Consider the following 18,081-nt stretch of genomic DNA (forward strand, 5'->3'; position numbering starts at 1 on the left):
TTCATCTCCTTTTAAATCACCTTCTAGATCAATGAACTATCTTCAATTCCCATAGGATTCAGCCGCTTCCTTGATTTTCAATGCGATAAGTTTCCAAGCCTCTTCTGCTCTTTCTTTTGGGCCTAGATGGGTAAAAGCATGTCTACAGTCTCTAAATAACTCTACTTGCACGTTTACCCCAGCTGCCTTTAATTTCTCAGCATAGCATTCTGCTTCCGGCCTAAATGCGTCGTACTCCGCTATGAGAAAAAGGGCAGAAGCGAGTTTGTCACTCACCTCAGCACGAACAGGTGAAGCAAGAGGATGCTCCGCTTGTCCTTTGTCAGGTACGTAACACATGTTCAAGAAATGTGCTGCTTGAGGATATCGGGCACGCCACTTATCTGGTTCCGGTTTCTCTGCATGTGGTGTGGCAAAATCAAGCATCGGGCAGGACAGTATTTGGAGTAGCGGTTGTTTTTCGCCTTTCTCTTCAAGGTAGAGACAAAGGGCGGCTGCTATATTTGCCCCTGAACTCGATCCGCCAAGCATCATTTTTTCTACATCAATATTTAACTCATCAGCATTTCTCTTCACCCATTGAAAAATGTCATATCCTTGTTCAATCGGTTTTGGAAAAGGATATTCTGGTGCTTTTACATAATTGACATTCAGAACCACACATTTTGCCTGATTGGCTAGGTAACGGCAATAATGGTCATCCATCTCCTTTTCATGCATAATGAACGCTCCACCATGAAAATTGATATATACAGGAAACTTTTTCTGGTTTGCTTCCGACGGATAGTACAAGGAAATGTTGGTAGGTTGAACAGACGTTTCAACGACCCTATCTTTTTTCACTTTCACTTCCTGGAAGGGAATCATAGGTTTCTTTTTTGCTTGATTAGGGAGGAGGCGCAGCAATCTAGCCATCATAACCGTGAACATACGTGTAACCTCACTTTTTTTACCATTTTATCTGTAACGAAGCACATTTATACTCCATCTATCACTGCTACTTTCTAAGAAGCAAAAATCTTCCTCCGTTGTTTTGATTGATTATATGATTTGTCTTAAAAAAAAATCATTTTATTTCTAACATAGAATCTAGTGACCGAGTAAGTTTAATAAACTCTAGCTTTATATTACTCTTTGACATATATTCCACTGCCCCTGGTCCTCCAAGGTAGAAATCGGTATTCTTGCAGGTTCCTGCGAATTGGTCTAATTCGAGCAGGAGACTAGGAACCTGTTCAAACGGAGTCGTGGTGGTTGCTGATAGGATGACACGATCTGGGAGTAGCTTTTGAACGGTGTTTTCAATAGAATTTTGGGCGGGCGATGCGCCGATTAACACGGTTTTCCATCCCTTTACCATAGCCTGCAAAAGAATGAGCATGACCGGAATTTCATGCTTTTCGTGCGGCAGACATGCCCCTAGTAGGGTTGGCGCTTCTTTTCGCACCATAAAATTTCGACGAAGCTCGATTAGAAAATCTCTCAACGTCATACTCGCGATGGCTTCCTGATACTCCTGCCATACTCCTGTTTTCCATCGGTTTCCCATCTCTACTAGAAAAGGGATGGCGACTGAATGGATAAAATACTCTAGTCCTTTCTCATGATAAGCCTTTTGAAGAATATAGTTCATGCCGGCTTCATGACAACTTGTGGCTTCCTTTAATAGTTCCCTTACATACTCATTGGTCGCTTGAGGTTGAGACTTCGTTTGTCTAATAGGAGCTTCAGGTGTTGGTTCTGGTTCTGTCTCATTCTTGTCCACGAGAAAGGCAGCCTGTTTCACCGAATACCCTTGTTCGGTTAAACTTTTTACTGTAAGAATTTTGTTTACATCAGCTTCTGTGTAGACTCTATATCCATTGTCAAGACGTTTGGGAATGACGATTTGATACCGTTCCTCCCATTTCCGAATGACGAGCTTGGACAACCCTGTTATTTCAGAAACTTGCTGAATGAAATAGGAAGGTGTTTCTAAATTCATGGTTAACATACCTTTCTTCAACGCATCGGAAAGACCGGACATCTTTCTTATAAGGCTCTTTTCGTATAGAAAGAGCCTAGTTTATACACTCTCAAGCTACTCGGAGTGGTCTTTTAAAACGAGGATCCCACTCGCTTTATAGATGAAGTGTTCTTCAACTCGTTAATAGAAGCAGCCCCAATGCTAAACATCGCCGCCTTTAATTCGTACTCTATTTGAGTAAATCGCTCGATTAACGCCCTTTCTGACGTTACGGCTTCTGCAAGAATGGAGCGACCAAAGCCAGCAAGATCCGCACCTAGCGCAATCGCCTTGGCAGCCTCTACTCCATTGCCCAGCCCGCCACTAGCAATGAGCGTGCCGGTACCTTCATTTTGTTTAATATCAACAAGACACTCCGCCGTTGGAATGCCTAAGCCACTAATCGCATCAGCTACTGCTCGTTTTAACGGATTAGTGGAGCGATGTTTTTCGACCTGACTCCAGTTCGTTCCGCCTGCACCAGCCACATCTACAAATGAAATGCCCGACTCAAATAACCGTTTCGCCAATTGTCCATTAATTCCCCACCCTACCTCTTTCACACCGATTGGTAGGTGAAATGATCGACATAGCTCTTCTATTTTTTGAAATAACCCACGGAAGTTTGTATTGCCTTCAGGCTGAATTAATTCCTGCAAACTGTTTAAATGTAGGACTAAGGCATCCGCTTCTACTAGATCTACAATTTTTTTGCATTCGTCAATACCGAAGCCATAGTTAAGCTGCACAGCCCCCACATTGGCAATGATCGGAATACTCGGTGCGTATTTTCGAACTTGAAAGGTATAGGCTCTTTTGGGATCTTCGACTGCCGCTCTTCCTGAACCTACGCCAAATGACCACCCTTTTTCTTGTGCGGCGATCGCAAGGTTATGGTTAATGGTCATCGCTTTTTCGGTTCCTCCGGTCATCGAGCTAATGAGAAATGGGGTCGCCACTTTCTTTTCAAGAAAAGAGATATCTACCTTAATTTCTGTAAAATCGACCTCAGGAAGAGCTTGGTGGATAAATGAATAGTGTTCGAAGCCTGTTGTTATTCCTCTTCCATTCACATTATCATTCAGACAAATTTGGATATGATCTGCTTTTCTCTTGTTCACATCATCACGTTGATTCAATGATCTCCCTCCTTCTCACTATGAACATATAATTATGCTTCAATCGTCTGGACACCATCCTGTAAAACACTTTGTAGAGTCGTTAAGTAGATTGCTTTTTTCTTTTTATCACTCACAATGGCTCTCTTCGTATACACTTGATATTCATTATGTTTGACCACTTCCATAATGGCAGCGTAATAATTAGACGCAAGCTTAATCGAAAACGCGCTTTCAGATGGGTAGGAGTCAATGTCAGATAATCCTTCTTCAAACCAGCTCCATGCAAGGTCCATCAGTCCATTGATCATTTTTTTAAACGTAAAATTAACGTTCATCTCTTCAAATTCAGTATGACTATATTGATAGGTAGCCATCCATTCCTCTGGAATATATCGGCGGCCTCTATTTAAATCCTCCCCAACATCCCGAATAATGTTCACAATCTGCATCGCTTTTCCGAGCTGTATGCCTGCCTGTTGCACGGCGAGCGTCGGTGAATCATGAAGAACGGGTAGAAGCATTTCTCCTACAGAACCGGCTACTTTTTCACAATATACTTCTAATTGTTCCATCGTTTGGTAGTGTGTAAGCGTTAAGTCCATTCGCTGACCTGACATTTGCTTTAAAAAGGGTTCTTTACTAAGAGGAAAGCTGTCAAACAACCACCTTAAAGAGGGCCAAATAAAGTGTCCCTCTGCTTGTTCGAGATGTTGAAAATGATCCTCTAGCTCCTCAAGTGTAAAGGGTGAATGTTCAGGATCGTCCACAGCGTCATCTATTAATCTACAAAACGCATAAATGACATACACGGCCTCTTTTCTTGGCGAAGGAAGAAACCGAAAAGCCTCGTAAAAACTAGCAGAGCCTTTCTTCATTAAATTCTCACATTCTAGCATCAGTTTAGAGTGAATCATGCTCCCAGCTCCTTTCTTATTAATTCACTTAAAATTCGAGCCCCTTGTAGTACAATCGGCACCCCGCCTCCAGGGTGAACAGAGGCACCTACGCTATATAGGCGTTCAATGTTATAAGGTGATAGCTGAGGTCTAAATCCTCCTGATTGAAACAGCGTCGGAGCAATACCAAAGCTTCCGCCTTGAAATAAACCATCTTTTATCGCATCTTTTGGCGTACGAATTTCCATCCATCTGATTGACTCTCGTAATCCGGTAAAATGTCGTTGTTCTGCTTTTTCAATTACCTTCTCAACAAGAGCATGTGCTTCCGTTTCCCAATCAATCTCATCACCAGAAGGTACCGGAATGAGAACGTAAAGAACACTTTCTCCAGGAGGTGCTGCCTCTTCGTCTAAGGCGACTGGATTAAAGATGTAAAAGGAAGGATCCTCAGGTAGCTGTTTTGTTTTGAACACTTGGTTCATATTCTTGTCAAAGTCTTCGGGTAAGTAGAATTGATGAGCTTTCATAGTTGGAAAGCGCTTTTCCACCCCTAGATAAACGAGTACACAGCCTGATGAAGCCTTGTAGCTCTTCTTCCGTTCACGCGTATTGATCATGGGATATAAATGAGGAAAATCACCATTGAAAACGACTGCGTCAAAACCGTACTCTTCGTTGTTCACCACTAATCCTTTGCAGACATTCCGTTCAATTTGGATGCGCTCTACCTTTGCTTCTCGATGAATGGTGACACCCATTTTTTCACAGGCTCTTTCTAACACGGGTATAAGGTTGTAATAGCCACCCTTTAAATACCAGATTCCAAAAGCATGCTCACTATAGGCAACCAAACCATACAGTCCTGGTACCTCTAATGGAGAACCTCCAATGTAGAGAGATTGTAAGGAATACGCTTCTTGAAGCTTCGAATGGGAGAAATAGGAAGCATTAAAGCTTTTCAAGTCTTTATAAGCCTTTGAATCTGCTAATAGTTTCATATTTTCAAAAGTAAGGAAATCTCGTTTTCTTTTAAAGCTCTTACTTAGAAAGGCTTTCATTCCGAGACGATACACTTTTGACATATCAGAAAGATAACGAAGAAATTGATCGGACTCTCCCGGGAACTGTCTCTCTATTTCGGCTAGCTGGGTAGGTAGATCACGATACTTCGTATAGGAAGTTCCATCGTTAAAATGAATATCGTATAGTGGATCGCACGGAATGAGCTCCAATTCTTCATCTGGAATCCCAGCCTCGTGAAGGATTTCCTTCAATAAATCGGGCAGAAGGACAATGGTTGGCCCTTGATCAATTCGGTACCGGTCATTTCCTTGAGATGTTAGTCTACCTCCCAAGAAAGCTTCCTTTTCAAATATGGTGACAGTGTTTCCTTGCTTAGCAAGTAAAAGTGCCGTGACAAGGCCACCCACTCCTGCTCCTACAATTCCTATTTCCATAACGGTGTCTCCTCTTTTTGTAACGCTTGATCTTGTGTAAAGTACACTTCTTTCTTTCCATATTGCTTGTTGACTAAATTTGCGCTAATTCGGGCTGATTCAAAAATTGTCGGTAGACCACTTCCAGGGTGAGTCCCTCCTCCGACTAGATAACAATGACCAACATCTTCAAATTGATTATGTGGGCGGAAATACATCATTTGATCTAGGCTGTGCGCCAAATTAAACGTCGCTCCCTTGTATACATACAGTTCGTTTTGCCATTCAAGAGGCGAGATTATTTTTTCCACTTCAATATGAGCGCGTATGTCTTGTAACTCTGGTTCTTGCTCTAAGATTGATAGCATTTGCTCTCTTATCTTCTCTTTTTCAACGTTCCAATCAATATCCGCTGTTAAGTTCGGGACCGGCATTAATACGTATAAAGAGGATTTCCCTTTTGGAGCTAGGGTTGGGTCGAGCTTGGAAGGATTGTGCACATAAATGGACGGATTATCTGATAATCTCATCGTTTTCGTCATCTCTTCCACGTTCTTTTTATAGTCATCCGCAAAAAGAATCATATGATGTGGAAGATCAAGCGGTTTGTTCACACCTAAATACAGCATAAAGGTAGAACAGGATAGCTTTTTCTTTTCTAAATTCTCTTTACGGTATTTCTTCAAGTCTGCTTGATCAAAAAGGTTTGTAACGGCATGACCAAAATCGGCATTGATAATCACGTCATCGCTCATGACGGTTTCTCCATTTTCTAGCCTCACACCTACCGCTTTTCCTCGTTCAACTAGTACTTTTTCTACACCGGTACCTGTATGGATTTTCCCTCCATACTCTCTAATAACGGAAGCCATCGCTTCACACAGCTGATTAACTCCACCAATTGGGTGGAAAAGGCCGTACCGATGCTCAAGATAGGAAAGAATGGTAAAGGTACCCGGACATTCCCACGGGGACATTCCTAAGTATTTCGCTTGAAAGGAAAACGCCCATTTAAGACGTTCATCTTTAAAATATGTAGATAAACGGTTATACACTGTATCTAGTGCATGTAGCTTAGGCAACGCTCTTACCATATTTCTTGTAATAAAATCAGTTAACTTCGTAAAGGGTTGCTGAAGTAACGGGGTGACGCGGTCAAACTTCTCCCCTTCGATCTTCATAAATTGCTCATAACCGGAGAAGTTACCTGGGAACTTTTCTTCCATTTCCGCTAGCATCTTTTCCTTATTTCTCGATGGAGAAAAGGTCAAATCCCCAAATTTTAATGTATATAACGGATCAATTTCCTGTAGATCCATATAATCCTGCAAACGACGTCCACTCATCTGAAATAATTCTTCAAGAATGGAAGGCATCATAAAGAAAGTCGGACCAACATCAAAGGTATAATCACCAAGCGTGAGTTTTGACGTCCTGCCGCCGATATGTGGTTGCTTTTCATACACATGTACCTCATAGTCCCGTGCTGAGAGAAGCATAGAAACAGCTAAACCACCAGGACCAGCCCCAATCACTGCGACCTTTTTCCTCTTTGTCAAGTTAATCAATCCTCCACACTCATTATACAAACATTATACACACTTGTATAATGTTTGTATAATGTTTTCTTCTAAACCTTTGACAAATATTATTCTTCCAAAATTTAGGGATAAATTCTTTGCATGAGTTGTTGTCCTTAACATACTACCTTCACTTTATAGAATTAATATTCCTAGAATTACTCGAAATACCATTTATTCATATCAGCTAGTAATACTTGATTTATAGGACAAGGTGCTGGGAGTTTAAACGTAGAAAGATGACAACGTGGATATTAGTATAATATTGCGGATTAAAGACGTTCTTATACATTGGAAGATGTTGATTACCTAGAAGAACTGAAAAAACACTTAGGGACAGGGACATTATGTCCTTCTGTCCCTTATAGATCATGCTTTAATGAATGAAACCAGCTAAATGTAGAGTGCAAGTACGTTGCTCATTATTCAATCAATGTAAAGTTGATTCCGAATAGTTTCCATAAACTAAAAGAGAAGATCATTGAGATGATAATAGCCAAGATGGGTCGCTTGTAGTGGATAGCTAAGATTGAAAACATAGCAAAATCAAATACCAAGGACCATATTAAGTTCCAGCCATGATGATAACTAATCATACCTAGCATTCTTGAAACTTTCTCAATCAACCCAAATACAATGGTCCAAAAAATAATATACAATATCTTCTTAACTCTGTTTTTTTCCTCTGGAAGATAGGATAAAAACAATAAGGTTAATAGCGGAAAGGATGTAAATGTTTTGACTAAATCTATACTCTTCCTTGTCGGAAGGATCTCCTCTTCAAATGTATGTTCAAACCTCCACATTGGATAATCCACGAACAAAAAACTATAAACTAAATTGCCCACAATCATAAACAAGATAGTAGGATAATAACTGTTAAAGTTTTTCCATTTCACAAATTTCAGAGCAACGATCAAAAAAATAATGGGATAGATAATCTGCATAATTAGAATCCTTTTATTTTTATTCTTTCAAAATAATTGCGATTCCATTCATGGTAAAGCTTTTTTATACTTGCAGAGAGAGGGTTGGTTGTTTCCGTATCATCTAATAATTAATATTCTAAAATTGCTGTTGGAAAAATCATTTTAAAGTTAATTATTTTCCAATTGAATTAAACCTCTATATGACAAGGGAAAACCAAATGTTTAATTAAACGTTTGTTTAAAAGGGTATGATATATTGCTGTTTTAAAATACTAAATCTATAAAAATGATTGACGAATCTAGCACTAAAAAATCACCTAGCACATAACTGTGCAGGTGATTTTTTGTAGAAGCAAACTTCTATTTTATTTATATGTCACGATCAGCTGAGGTGTGAATAAACTTTCTTCTCCACCATAAATCTCTAGTACATCTGACTGAAAATCAGCGGTTGTTGTCGCTCTTAGACGAATTTGCGTTTTCCCATTCGTATGAATGTGAGCAAATGCACTTGCTGGTAAACTGACCTCTGCATATGCTCCATTTGCAGTAGGTGCCGTCATTGTCGCCACTCCAAAACCGGATGCAGTTGCATTATAATCACTTTGTTCTAAAGTTGATGATGTACCAAAGCTTCCTTTTTTCATATCAACGCTTATTGAACCAATGCTACCAGTTTGAGATTTACGATAAATACGCAAAATTACACTTTCTATCGTTTTGTCTGAAGGGATGACTGTATTGAATGACAGGATGGTTCGGTACGTATCTAGATTGTACATCCCTTTGTCACCTAGCTGATGAATCGTTGTGCTTTTACCATCCGCAGTGTAAATCCCTACATATCCGTCTTCAGATGCAACAGAGGTAAACGTATCAGATTGAGGCGTAGGAGTTGTAATCGTATAGTTCTCTGTTTTGGTTCCTTCTTTATTTCCACTTGCATCCACACTGAAAAATTGTAAGCTTGTAGTTTCTGTTAGTCTAATAGATTCCGTATAGACAAGTGACATTGTCGTTGGTGTACTTCCATCTGTCGTGTAATACGTTGTAGCTGTTTCATTTACCTCTAGAGTTACATCCACATAATTGTTATACGTTCCACCAGTTGGCGTGGCTGTAGTGACCGGAGCGGTTGTATCTTCTCCTCCGGCTGTTGTGATGGTATACACTTCGGATTTAACAGCTTCCTTATTTCCACTTGCATCGACACTGAAGAATTTAAGGGTTGCACTGTTATTAATACGAATAGCCCCATTGTAAACAGGCGAAGTAGTTGTTGGCGTACTTCCGTCAACTGTATAGTAAGTAGTAGAAGCCTCGTTTGAAGAAAGCGTAACGTCAACAAAGTTTGCATACGTTCCAGCTGAAGGATTTGCTATAGTAACAGGGGCTTCTGTATCTACATTTTTACCAGTAAGGGAATGGCTGTTAAAGAACGCCCACGTTACTTCAGACTGATTAGGACCTTTCGTATCTGTGTAAGACCCTGCAGTGCTTCCTCCAGACCATGCATGCCCCATTCCATCAATCATGTATTTCGTAAGTATAACCGTTCCGTTCGGATCCTTATAATTTGTTTTCGTAAAGGTACGTCCATTTGCACTTCCATTCTCTGTTGTTGAAGGGGTGTCATTAATATCATTATTGTCTACTCCGTCAAAAGCTAAATCGTTCGTTTGTGCCCATTGAGACAATACTTGGTGTCCGTTTACGGGATACACTGTATAATCTGAGGTGCCGTGAAACACAATCGTTGGAACAACTCGAGCATGAGTCCCCATCGCATCATAGGCTTTAACACCCTGCCCATCAGGATTTGGGCCTCCACCACTCATCGCAGAAAACGCACTTGATGTAGAAGTAGCCGCTTTGTACTCAAGCCCCGCTCCTACCCCAATTGCGGCAAACGTATCCGGATAGGTAGCTCCCATAATCACACTCATTGCAGCACCAGCAGATAATCCCGTTACATATACTTTTTCTGAATTGACTCCGTAATTTGATTTGATATGATTGACGACTCCGTTAATGGATTTCGGTTCTCCATAACCACGAGATTGATGACTCGTTTCAAACCAGTTCCAGCATTTATTTTGATTCGCACTTGATGGTTGGTTTGGATAAGCAACAAGGAATTTCTGTTCTTCCGCTACTATATTCATTGTTGTACCCGCTGCAAATTGATCTGGATCTTGTGTACATCCGTGTAGCATCACGACCAACGGAAGTGGATTGCTGCTACTATACCCCGAAGGGACATAAAGCTTATAAGTCCTTCCATCAGGCGCCGTTTTATTCGTAAAAGTGCCAGCAGCCTGAACAGACGGCATATACGTACTAAAAAAGAGCGCAAACACAGTCATGAAGACAACAAGAGTGACAAATCCTTTTGAGAATTGACGGTTTACAATATTAATACTCTCACCTCATCTTATTTTTTCTTGTACGATGAAACTTTGTATCACCTCACTAAAAAAATTTAACAGGTTGGAATAGTGGATTGTCATAATGGAAGTTAGGGGAAAAGTTAACTAGAACCGTAGCTAGGATATGTTATAGGTTATCAGGGGGAAGTTGCAAACGAGTTACAAGTTGCAAAATGTAGCCTTAGCAACCGGGACGTCAATGACCCTGGCTCATCATAGCAAAAAAAGAGTAACCCATAAATGAGTTACTCTTTCGTATACAATTTAACGCCTCCACATTTTCCCCGTCATCTTCTTTTAACAGAATCAATTACAAGAATAAGAGAAAAAAACAATAGGGCTGAGACAATCCCTACATGAACATTGCCTCTACATCAACCTTTAATCCTTCTAGGAACTTGGAAGTGATGTTTCCTCTTTCTGTTTTCATATCAAATTGCTCATACATGCCTTCATTATTAAGGGTATAGACCGTGATGGAATGTAACATGGGATTTATGATCCAATACTCTCTTACACCATAGTTCATGTAAAGATTAAGTTTGGTAATGAGATCGTGGGATTGATTGGATGGACTTAAGATTTCTACAATCAGATTGGGAACTCCGATATAGTTAGCTTCCGTAAAACCAGATTTATCGCAAATAATACTAATATCAGGGATCACAATCTTTGTCCCTGCCATTTTTTCATTTTTTAATTCAATGTCATATGGAGCGGCAAAAACTTCACAAGACTTACCTTGAAGAAACTTAGAAAACTCGAACTGAATTTTGTTTGATATCCTTTGATGCTTAGTAGATGGAGAAGGTGTCATAAAAATAGTTCCATCTATGTACTCAAGTAATTCCTCATTGCTTTCGCGGATTTTCAGGTATTCTTCTAACGACACATATCCACCTGACTTGTCGTCCATACTTTTACTCACTCCTATTAGAAGCTTTTCTTTATTTAATCTATTTTTTATATTCTTGTGGCAAGGAAAGACAAGTGCAGTGACAAGAATCTCCACCGCAATAAGGGACAGTCCTCTCACTTCCTCAGTAAGCTTACTGTAACTATGTTTGACTTCTAGTTTCTTAGCTTTTCTATTTCCTCTATGGTTAAACCAGTTGCCTCAATAATTGCTTCCAAACTGACATTTAACTGTAACAACTTTACCGCAGTTTCAATCTTTTGTTCTCTTCTTCCAAGCTCTCTACCTTGCGCTTTACCTTCTTCTCTACCTTCTTCAATTCCCTCTGCTCTACCCTCTTTTTTCGCCTTTACTCTCGCTTCATTTAACAGGTACTGACCCAGGACTGTATCTTCAATTGATAAACCCACGACTGAACCCTCCCTTTCAATAATTGGTTTCATTTCTCGAATCAAGGCAATCTCTTCCTTCATTTTATCTTGAAAAAGAATGATCATCAAATGGCGTTTAACATAATATTTTCTTTACTCTTTATGACATAAAATCCTGATAAAAGACCTCAAATTATACTATATACATTTGTTTTATATTCCCATAAATCACCTAAACTCAATTCTTTTAAATAATATGATTGAAAAAATCCTTTTTTAAAGTAATATTGAACCAAGTTATAGGTAAATAAGGAGGATGTTCATGTCATTATTTGATAAGTGCCAAGAAGTTACACGTAAAAGCACTGAACTCATGGATAGTGGTCTATATCCCTATTTTAAAAGAATTGAGGGTAATGATGGACCAGTTGTCCAAATGGAAGGTCGCCCTGTCATTATGGCGGGGAGTAATAATTATTTAGGTCTTTCTGCCGATCCTCGTGTAAAGGAGGCTGCAAAACATGCAATCTCCAAATATGGTACGACCAACTCTGGATCTCGTTTCATGAATGGGACGCTAGATTTACATGAAGAACTAGAATATCAACTTGCTAGCTTTCTTAATAAAGAGGCCTGTATTACATTAACGACTGGCTTTCAAACAAACCAAGGAGCCATTGTCCCTTTAATTGGAAAAAATGATTTTATTATTAGTGATAAGGATAATCATAACTCCATCGTTCAAGGTACACTTATTACAAAGGGATTGATTGGAAAAGACAAGGTTTTCCGCTTTAAACATAATGACATGAAACACCTAGAATCAATCTTAAAACGTTTACCAATGGAAGCTGGAAAATTAATTGTAGTAGATGGTGTTTTCTCTATGAGTGGAGCCATTACCGACCTCCCCGTTATTAGAGAATTAGCAGAACGGTTTAACGCACATATTATGGTAGATGATGCTCATTCTACTGGTGTTTTAGGGGTTGGTGGAAGAGGAACAGAAAGTCACTTTCAACTAGATGATTCTGTAGATCTTATAACAGGTACCTTTTCAAAAAGCCTTGCATCCATTGGTGGCTTTATAGCTGGAAAAAGAGAAGTCATTGAGTATATCAAACACTCCTCTCCGGCATTTATCTTTTCTGCATCTATTTCTCCAGCGCAAGCAGCTGCTGCCTTAAAAGCTCTTGAAATAATAAAAACCGAACCTTATTTAATTGATCGTGTTCACCAAAACAGTTTTAAACTAAGAGAGGGCTTAAAGAGACTTGGGTTTCACGTCTTAAATGGACAAACCCCCATCATACCAGTTGTAGTAGGGGATTTTACGCAGACCATGGTTTTATGGAAAACTCTCATGGAATTAGGAATCTTCACCAATGCCATCATTCCTCCAGCTGTTCCTTATGGAATGGAAATGCTAAGGGTTAGTGTTATGGCATCGCATGAAGATATTCATATTGAGCAGATTTTAGCAGGGTTTGAGAAAGCAAGTAAGCAGCTAAGCCTTCAGGTTTAAGGAAGGCTTTTCTTTTTTGTTTCTATACTACTCAACTACTAGTTGAAGTAATAAAATCGTTAGGTTAACTTGGTACACTTCTATTTGTTTAGGTTTAGCTTTTCTATTTCCTCTTTAGTTAAACCAGTTGCCTCAATAATTGCTTCCAAACTGACATTTAACTGTAACAACTTTACCGCAGTTTCAATCTTTTGTTCTCTTCTTCCAAGCTCTCTACCTTGTGCTCTACCTTCTTCTCTACCTTGTGCTTTACCTTCTTCTCTACCTTCTTCAATTCCCTCTGCTCTACCCTCTTTTTTCGCCTTTACTCTCGCTTCATTTAACAGGTACTGACCCAGGACTGTATCTTCAATTGATAATCCCACGACTGAACCCTCCCTTTCAATAATTGGTTTCATTTCTCGAATCAAGGCAATCTCTTCTTCCATTGGCATGGTTAAAATCTTGTCTATGAATAATAATAACTTACGAATGTTTTCTCTATTTATGCTCTCTTCCTTCATTTTATCTTGAAAAAGGATTGTCATCAAATGGCGTTTAAAATAATAGGTCAAATTCTTTTCTTTCTTACTCTTGATGGCATATAATCCTGCTAAAACGACCAATGCAAATGGGTTATGTGATTGTAAAAGTGTGGTCTCTGATTGAGAGGCAATACGGTAGGTTTTGTAACTGTAAGTTACTTTTGTTTCGAGGAATTCGTAGAAATACTGATCCTTGTTGTAAGCAGCACGTTCACCTGTGAATAGCGCCATCGCATAAACTGGCTTTTCATAAAAATCAATTATACGATAGAAGGATTGAAACATTCGTTTTGGAAAATCTCTCTTGTAATCACCTTGTACTTCAATATGAACGTAAACCCATTGTTCATTTCCATCCTTTAATTGAAGCTTGACTAATTTGTCTGAGGTTCGCTTGTTACTTGAAGACTCGGGAAGTATGGTTAGGAGTTCTTGTTCGAGAAACTCTGGCTGGACCGTAAAGTCTACCATCTCGTACAAATCTGGAGAGAAAAACAGAAGAAATTCTTCAAATAGTGACGTAATGACATCCTTCCACAGATAGTCATAATCCGGATTATTCAATGGATCAACACCTTTCTTTTGACTTCCTTTTTATATTCAATATCGTTATATGAATTCCTTTTCAATCTACAAAAATTCTACAATCGCTGGAGACAGGAACCTTATCACTAGAGACATAGTTCCTATCTCTACTTTCCTAATATAAAAGAAACTACACTAGGGTTCCACTTTAATAGTTTTGGTAGTATAATAAATAAAATTTTGAATTACATTGGAGATATTGATATGGAAAAACAACTTACCACTACCACACAAGAAAAGGAAATGCAGCTTCAGTTAGACGATTGGCTGTCGAGGAACAAGCTCTATACGCAACACGGTAAATGTGCCAGTTATATTCCTGCTTTACAAAAAGCAAATCCAACTGATCTGGGTATTTGTATGATTTCACAGGATGGCACGATATTAAAATCTGGTCATGTGGATACGCCATTCACACTACAAAGCATATCTAAGGTGATTAGTTTTATACAGGTTTGTATCGATCATGGGATTTCTGAAGTGTTAGAGTATGTAGATGTTGAGCCGACTGGGGATGCTTTTAACTCTATTATTCGATTGGAAATGAGTCAGCCTGGAAGACCCTTTAATCCTATGATTAACGCAGGAGCTATTACGGTATCTTCCATGTTAAAAGGAGACTCTCCTACAGAAAAGCTCAACACGATTCTTCAATTAGTAGAGAAGATGATTGGCAAACGCCCAACGATTAACCACGAAGTATTTCAATCTGAGTGGGAAACCTCCAATCGAAATCGTTCGTTAGCTTACTGGCTCAAGGAAACGGGTTACTTGAAGTCAGAGGTAGAAGAAACATTAGAAGTCTACTTAAAGCAATGTGCCATTGAAATGACTGCACATGATTTAGCAATTATAGGACTTGTGTTAGCTCAAGATGGGAAACATCCTTTTACACAAGAACAAATAATCCCTAAAAAAGTAACACGTTTAGCTAAAACCTTGATGCTCACTTGTGGCATGTATAACTACTCTGGAAAGTTTGCTGCCTTTGTCGGTATACCGGCTAAAAGTGGTGTGTCTGGTGGAATTATGGCAGCTGTCCCACCTCGCTCTGCAGAAAAAACGCCATTCTCGAACGGCTGGGGTATTGGAGTCTATGGACCAGCCATTGATCAATATGGAAATAGTACTGGTGGCGTTATGTTGTTGAAGGAACTTGCTGAGAATTGGGATATGGGGATATTCTAAAACTATTGAGAAAGATTTAGGGTGATTGAAGTGGTGGATAAACTACCGCTTCAATCACCCTTTTACATAAACTTTCAAATTTCTTTTTACTTCACTCAGAATCCATAGAGAACTACAAACTAGGTACAATTAAATAGGATATGGTTCTTTAAATCTAATAGTTAATAATAAATTAGTTATTCACCAGAATATCTTTTAGTTTTTCGCTCTCTTCTTTGTCTAATGTTCCTATAGCATTCTTTTCTCTGTCAATAATTGTTGCTGATGCATCGCCTTGATTAAACCATATAAAATATTCAAATAATCTTTCTGGCATGTTTTTATCATACGTGAAGAAAAAAGTGGCTTTTACATCTTCTTTTCTTGTCATTTCAGCCTTTACGTTTTGTTCCCACTCAATTCTTTCAAATAATCCTCTTAAAGCTTTAATCTTTTCTTCCTCTGTAACGATTGTTTCATTGTCATAGTTGTCACCTGTAAAGTTTTGAACATCTACTCTAGTTAGTTGGCTCAAATCAAACTCTTTAGGAACTTCATTTGTACAGCCAATAAGAGTTATTAAAAGATAGAAAAAAAAGATAGAAAAAAAAGATAAAAGAACAAGACTTCTTTTCATTTAATTACCTCCGAAAATTTCACTCTTATACGTACATTCGCCACCTGTCACATAATCCCTCTTAATCTAGCTCAGTATGTAAATAACATTTCAACCCCTTTATTAAGATCTTTCCAAGGTTACTCTGACTTCAATATACATCTATCAAAATCCCCTCCACTTCCTAACAATAAAATTCATGACATTTATCATACCCAATACCGTTTATCTGTCACTATTTACTAGATTCCTAATTTGTCATAATAAATATAAACAATAAACAAATGCTAAGGAGTGATTTGATGTTAAATTCTGATCTAGATATACGTTTAGAACCACGTATTAAGGAATTATATGAATTACATAAGGAACGTTCTGCCAATATCGACTGGAGCTATCATGAGTTTATTCCGTGGGACAAGGCTATGTCGTTTAAACGAGTTCCTTGGGATGAGAGTCAAGTAACCTTACCTGAGGGAGTCATAGTAGCGATCGAAACTGCCCTACTGACAGAAGTAAATTTACCTTGGTATACGTCGCATTTGGATTATACATTTAAGAACTCTATGGAAGTGATTAGTGATTTCGTTCGTACTTGGACCGCTGAAGAGGACCAGCACTCTAGTTTGCTAGAAACCTACCTATTAGTCACGCGTAACGTGAATCCGAAAAGATTACATGCGTTGAGAAAAAGAATAGTAGAGAGCGGTTGGTTTCCAGACTTTACGAACCCGCTAGCAACGATGGCCTATACATCATTGCAAGAGTTAGCCACACTCGTTTTCTACAATAATGTAGCGAAAGTTGCAAGTCCGCATGACAAAGATTTAGCAACCTTACTTCGACGTCTGGCAAAAGATGAAGCCCTTCATTATGCCTTCTATCGTGACACAGTGAAGGCGCACCTAGAACTAGATCCGAATTTCATCGTTTATTTTGAAGATGTGATTATTAATTTTTCTATGCCAGGTGCGGTTATGCCTGACTTCAATGAAAGAATGAAAACCATTGCGATTGATGCCAATTATGGACCACTTCAATACTTTGACCAAGTACTAGATGTCATTGTAACCTATTGGGATATCGCTAACTTACAACCTACTAGTGATGAGGCCAAACAATCACAAGAGAATATCTTAAAATACCACGGACGCCTAAAAAGAATTAGAGATCGCCAACTAGCCAAAAAATAAACGAAAGGAGCTGTTTATCCATGAAGAAAGCCTGTGAAATATGCGAAAAAGAAACAAAAGATAAAGTAAGTTACCTTGAACTTGAAACGTGGGAATTTGATTTCTTGAAGAAAGAACAGAAAGAATTCTATTCTATTTGTTTTGATTGCTTTGACAAACATACCAATCAGTTTATTGACAAAGAAATGGATCTTGAATTAAGAAAGAAACGTGCACAGTCAGTGAGTAGAGAAATACAAGAAGAAATAGAGGAAATCCTAGGCGTGGTTTAATTTGATAAGGCTCTTTTCTAAAACGAAAAACACGTAATTTCGTTGTTTAGAAGAGGCTTAACTTCGGATAAAGTAGGTTAAAAAAACAACAAAGTTTTAGAAAAGAGCCTTTGATAATGACTGAAGTTATGAAATAACCAGTAGAAGGAACTGAGGCTCAGTTCCTTCTACTGGTTATTAATGATTTTAAGGTGAAAATTTACTCTTTATCTTCAAAACTATTTCAATGCCCTCATTGTTTCAAAATATAAATATTCTAGAATGATTGTTTCAAGACACATCTTAAAGTTATATTAAATATTTAACAAATCAAACCTTATGTGACCAGTTAAAGTGAAACATTTAATCAAACGTTTGTTTAAAACAAGTAGAGATATTCCTATTTTAGAAAACTAAGATAACGAAAAAGACAGTGTCCGTATAACCACTGTCTTCATCATCTACCGGTCTGACTCTATCTTTTTTTCAATCATTAGTTGGCTTACTGCAGATATACATCCTTCTAATCTACTA

The 18,081-nt window shown here is 38.6% G+C and carries 16 protein-coding genes; 4 read left to right on the forward strand and 12 right to left on the reverse strand.

Translation table 11 applies throughout. The annotated features are described in order from the left end of the window. Positions 1 to 42 precede the first annotated feature (42 nt). The 10 genes from LT143_RS17165 to LT143_RS17210 all read right to left on the reverse strand — a co-directional run bounded on the left by LT143_RS17165 (position 43) and on the right by LT143_RS17210 (position 11,812). Positions 43 to 930 (reverse strand): alpha/beta hydrolase, encoded by an 888-nt coding sequence (locus tag LT143_RS17165; RefSeq protein ID WP_246945018.1) that lies wholly within the window; start codon positions 928 to 930, stop codon positions 43 to 45. Between the two features lie 136 nt (positions 931 to 1,066). Further along, a complete protein-coding gene (locus LT143_RS17170; protein WP_246945019.1) occupies positions 1,067 to 1,984 on the reverse strand; it encodes a MerR family transcriptional regulator in 918 nt (305 codons plus the stop codon). Between the two features lie 113 nt (positions 1,985 to 2,097). After that, positions 2,098 to 3,144: a type 2 isopentenyl-diphosphate Delta-isomerase gene (gene fni / locus LT143_RS17175; protein ID WP_246945020.1), complete on the reverse strand. Its 1,047-nt coding sequence runs from the start codon at positions 3,142 to 3,144 to the stop codon at positions 2,098 to 2,100. Positions 3,145 to 3,176: 32 nt separating this feature from the next. Beyond that, the gene (locus LT143_RS17180; RefSeq protein ID WP_246945022.1) at positions 3,177 to 4,040 is read right to left on the reverse strand and encodes a phytoene/squalene synthase family protein; all 864 of its coding nucleotides are present in this window, start codon (positions 4,038 to 4,040) and stop codon (positions 3,177 to 3,179) included. Further along, complete coding sequence (locus LT143_RS17185; protein WP_246945024.1) at positions 4,037 to 5,482, reverse strand: phytoene desaturase family protein; 1,446 nt, start codon at positions 5,480 to 5,482, stop codon at positions 4,037 to 4,039. The genes LT143_RS17180 and LT143_RS17185 overlap by 4 nt, the downstream gene beginning before the upstream one ends. After that, on the reverse strand, positions 5,473 to 7,020 hold the full coding sequence (locus LT143_RS17190) for a phytoene desaturase family protein (RefSeq protein WP_272495852.1): 1,548 nt from the start codon (positions 7,018 to 7,020) through the stop codon (positions 5,473 to 5,475). The genes LT143_RS17185 and LT143_RS17190 overlap by 10 nt, the downstream gene beginning before the upstream one ends. 443 nt (positions 7,021 to 7,463) lie before the next feature. Continuing rightward, positions 7,464 to 7,988: a CBO0543 family protein gene (locus tag LT143_RS17195; protein WP_336296631.1), complete on the reverse strand. Its 525-nt coding sequence runs from the start codon at positions 7,986 to 7,988 to the stop codon at positions 7,464 to 7,466. A gap of 347 nt (positions 7,989 to 8,335) precedes the next feature. Continuing rightward, positions 8,336 to 10,336, reverse strand: a complete 2,001-nt coding sequence (locus LT143_RS17200; protein WP_246945029.1) for an extracellular catalytic domain type 1 short-chain-length polyhydroxyalkanoate depolymerase — start codon at positions 10,334 to 10,336, stop codon at positions 8,336 to 8,338. A gap of 415 nt (positions 10,337 to 10,751) precedes the next feature. Continuing rightward, complete coding sequence (locus tag LT143_RS17205; protein WP_246945032.1) at positions 10,752 to 11,315, reverse strand: Uma2 family endonuclease; 564 nt, start codon at positions 11,313 to 11,315, stop codon at positions 10,752 to 10,754. Between the two features lie 155 nt (positions 11,316 to 11,470). Beyond that, positions 11,471 to 11,812, reverse strand: a complete 342-nt coding sequence (locus LT143_RS17210; protein WP_246945035.1) for a hypothetical protein — start codon at positions 11,810 to 11,812, stop codon at positions 11,471 to 11,473. 196 nt (positions 11,813 to 12,008) lie between these two features. On the opposite strand from LT143_RS17210, the gene LT143_RS17215 reads away from it, so the two are divergent. Then, positions 12,009 to 13,211 carry an aminotransferase class I/II-fold pyridoxal phosphate-dependent enzyme gene (locus LT143_RS17215; protein ID WP_246945038.1) on the forward strand — a complete coding sequence of 401 codons (1,203 nt, stop codon included), beginning with the start codon at positions 12,009 to 12,011 and terminating at the stop codon, positions 13,209 to 13,211. Between the two features lie 80 nt (positions 13,212 to 13,291). On the opposite strand, the gene LT143_RS17220 is transcribed toward LT143_RS17215, so the two are convergent. Continuing rightward, positions 13,292 to 14,299 carry an RpnC/YadD family protein gene (locus LT143_RS17220; protein WP_246945040.1) on the reverse strand — a complete coding sequence of 336 codons (1,008 nt, stop codon included), beginning with the start codon at positions 14,297 to 14,299 and terminating at the stop codon, positions 13,292 to 13,294. Between the two features lie 225 nt (positions 14,300 to 14,524). Here LT143_RS17220 and LT143_RS17225 point away from each other — a divergent pair, with 225 nt between their 5' ends. After that, positions 14,525 to 15,508 carry a glutaminase gene (locus tag LT143_RS17225; RefSeq protein ID WP_246945043.1) on the forward strand — a complete coding sequence of 328 codons (984 nt, stop codon included), beginning with the start codon at positions 14,525 to 14,527 and terminating at the stop codon, positions 15,506 to 15,508. A 172-nt stretch (positions 15,509 to 15,680) separates the two neighbouring features. Here LT143_RS17225 and LT143_RS17230 read toward each other — a convergent pair whose 3' ends face one another. Further along, positions 15,681 to 16,124 (reverse strand): hypothetical protein, encoded by a 444-nt coding sequence (locus LT143_RS17230; protein WP_246945046.1) that lies wholly within the window; start codon positions 16,122 to 16,124, stop codon positions 15,681 to 15,683. A 281-nt stretch (positions 16,125 to 16,405) separates the two neighbouring features. On the opposite strand from LT143_RS17230, the gene LT143_RS17235 reads away from it, so the two are divergent. Both LT143_RS17235 and LT143_RS17240 read left to right on the forward strand, forming a co-directional pair. Then, positions 16,406 to 17,296: an acyl-ACP desaturase gene (locus LT143_RS17235; RefSeq protein WP_246945049.1), complete on the forward strand. Its 891-nt coding sequence runs from the start codon at positions 16,406 to 16,408 to the stop codon at positions 17,294 to 17,296. A 20-nt stretch (positions 17,297 to 17,316) separates the two neighbouring features. Continuing rightward, a complete protein-coding gene (locus LT143_RS17240) occupies positions 17,317 to 17,568 on the forward strand; it encodes a hypothetical protein (protein WP_246945050.1) in 252 nt (83 codons plus the stop codon). The last annotated feature ends 513 nt before the right edge of the window (positions 17,569 to 18,081 follow it).

The sequence above is a fragment of the Bacillus pinisoli genome, assembly GCF_023036475.1.
In the GTDB taxonomy this organism is placed as follows: Bacteria; Bacillota; Bacilli; order Bacillales; family SA4; genus Bacillus_BS; species Bacillus_BS pinisoli.

Coding starts and splice junctions, on each gene's coding strand:
- LT143_RS17165 (WP_246945018.1), bottom strand. CDS start 930: ATGTTCACGGTTATGATGGCTAGATTGCTGCGCCTCCTCCCTAATCAA.
- LT143_RS17170 (WP_246945019.1), bottom strand. CDS start 1,984: ATGAATTTAGAAACACCTTCCTATTTCATTCAGCAAGTTTCTGAAATA.
- LT143_RS17180 (WP_246945022.1), bottom strand. CDS start 4,040: ATGATTCACTCTAAACTGATGCTAGAATGTGAGAATTTAATGAAGAAA.
- LT143_RS17185 (WP_246945024.1), bottom strand. CDS start 5,482: ATGGAAATAGGAATTGTAGGAGCAGGAGTGGGTGGCCTTGTCACGGCA.
- LT143_RS17195 (WP_336296631.1), bottom strand. CDS start 7,988: ATGCAGATTATCTATCCCATTATTTTTTTGATCGTTGCTCTGAAATTT.
- LT143_RS17200 (WP_246945029.1), bottom strand. CDS start 10,336: ATGACTGTGTTTGCGCTCTTTTTTAGTACGTATATGCCGTCTGTTCAG.
- LT143_RS17205 (WP_246945032.1), bottom strand. CDS start 11,315: ATGGACGACAAGTCAGGTGGATATGTGTCGTTAGAAGAATACCTGAAA.
- LT143_RS17210 (WP_246945035.1), bottom strand. CDS start 11,812: ATGATCATTCTTTTTCAAGATAAAATGAAGGAAGAGATTGCCTTGATT.
- LT143_RS17215 (WP_246945038.1), top strand. CDS start 12,009: ATGTCATTATTTGATAAGTGCCAAGAAGTTACACGTAAAAGCACTGAA.
- LT143_RS17225 (WP_246945043.1), top strand. CDS start 14,525: ATGGAAAAACAACTTACCACTACCACACAAGAAAAGGAAATGCAGCTT.
- LT143_RS17230 (WP_246945046.1), bottom strand. CDS start 16,124: ATGAAAAGAAGTCTTGTTCTTTTATCTTTTTTTTCTATCTTTTTTTTC.
- LT143_RS17235 (WP_246945049.1), top strand. CDS start 16,406: ATGTTAAATTCTGATCTAGATATACGTTTAGAACCACGTATTAAGGAA.
- LT143_RS17240 (WP_246945050.1), top strand. CDS start 17,317: ATGAAGAAAGCCTGTGAAATATGCGAAAAAGAAACAAAAGATAAAGTA.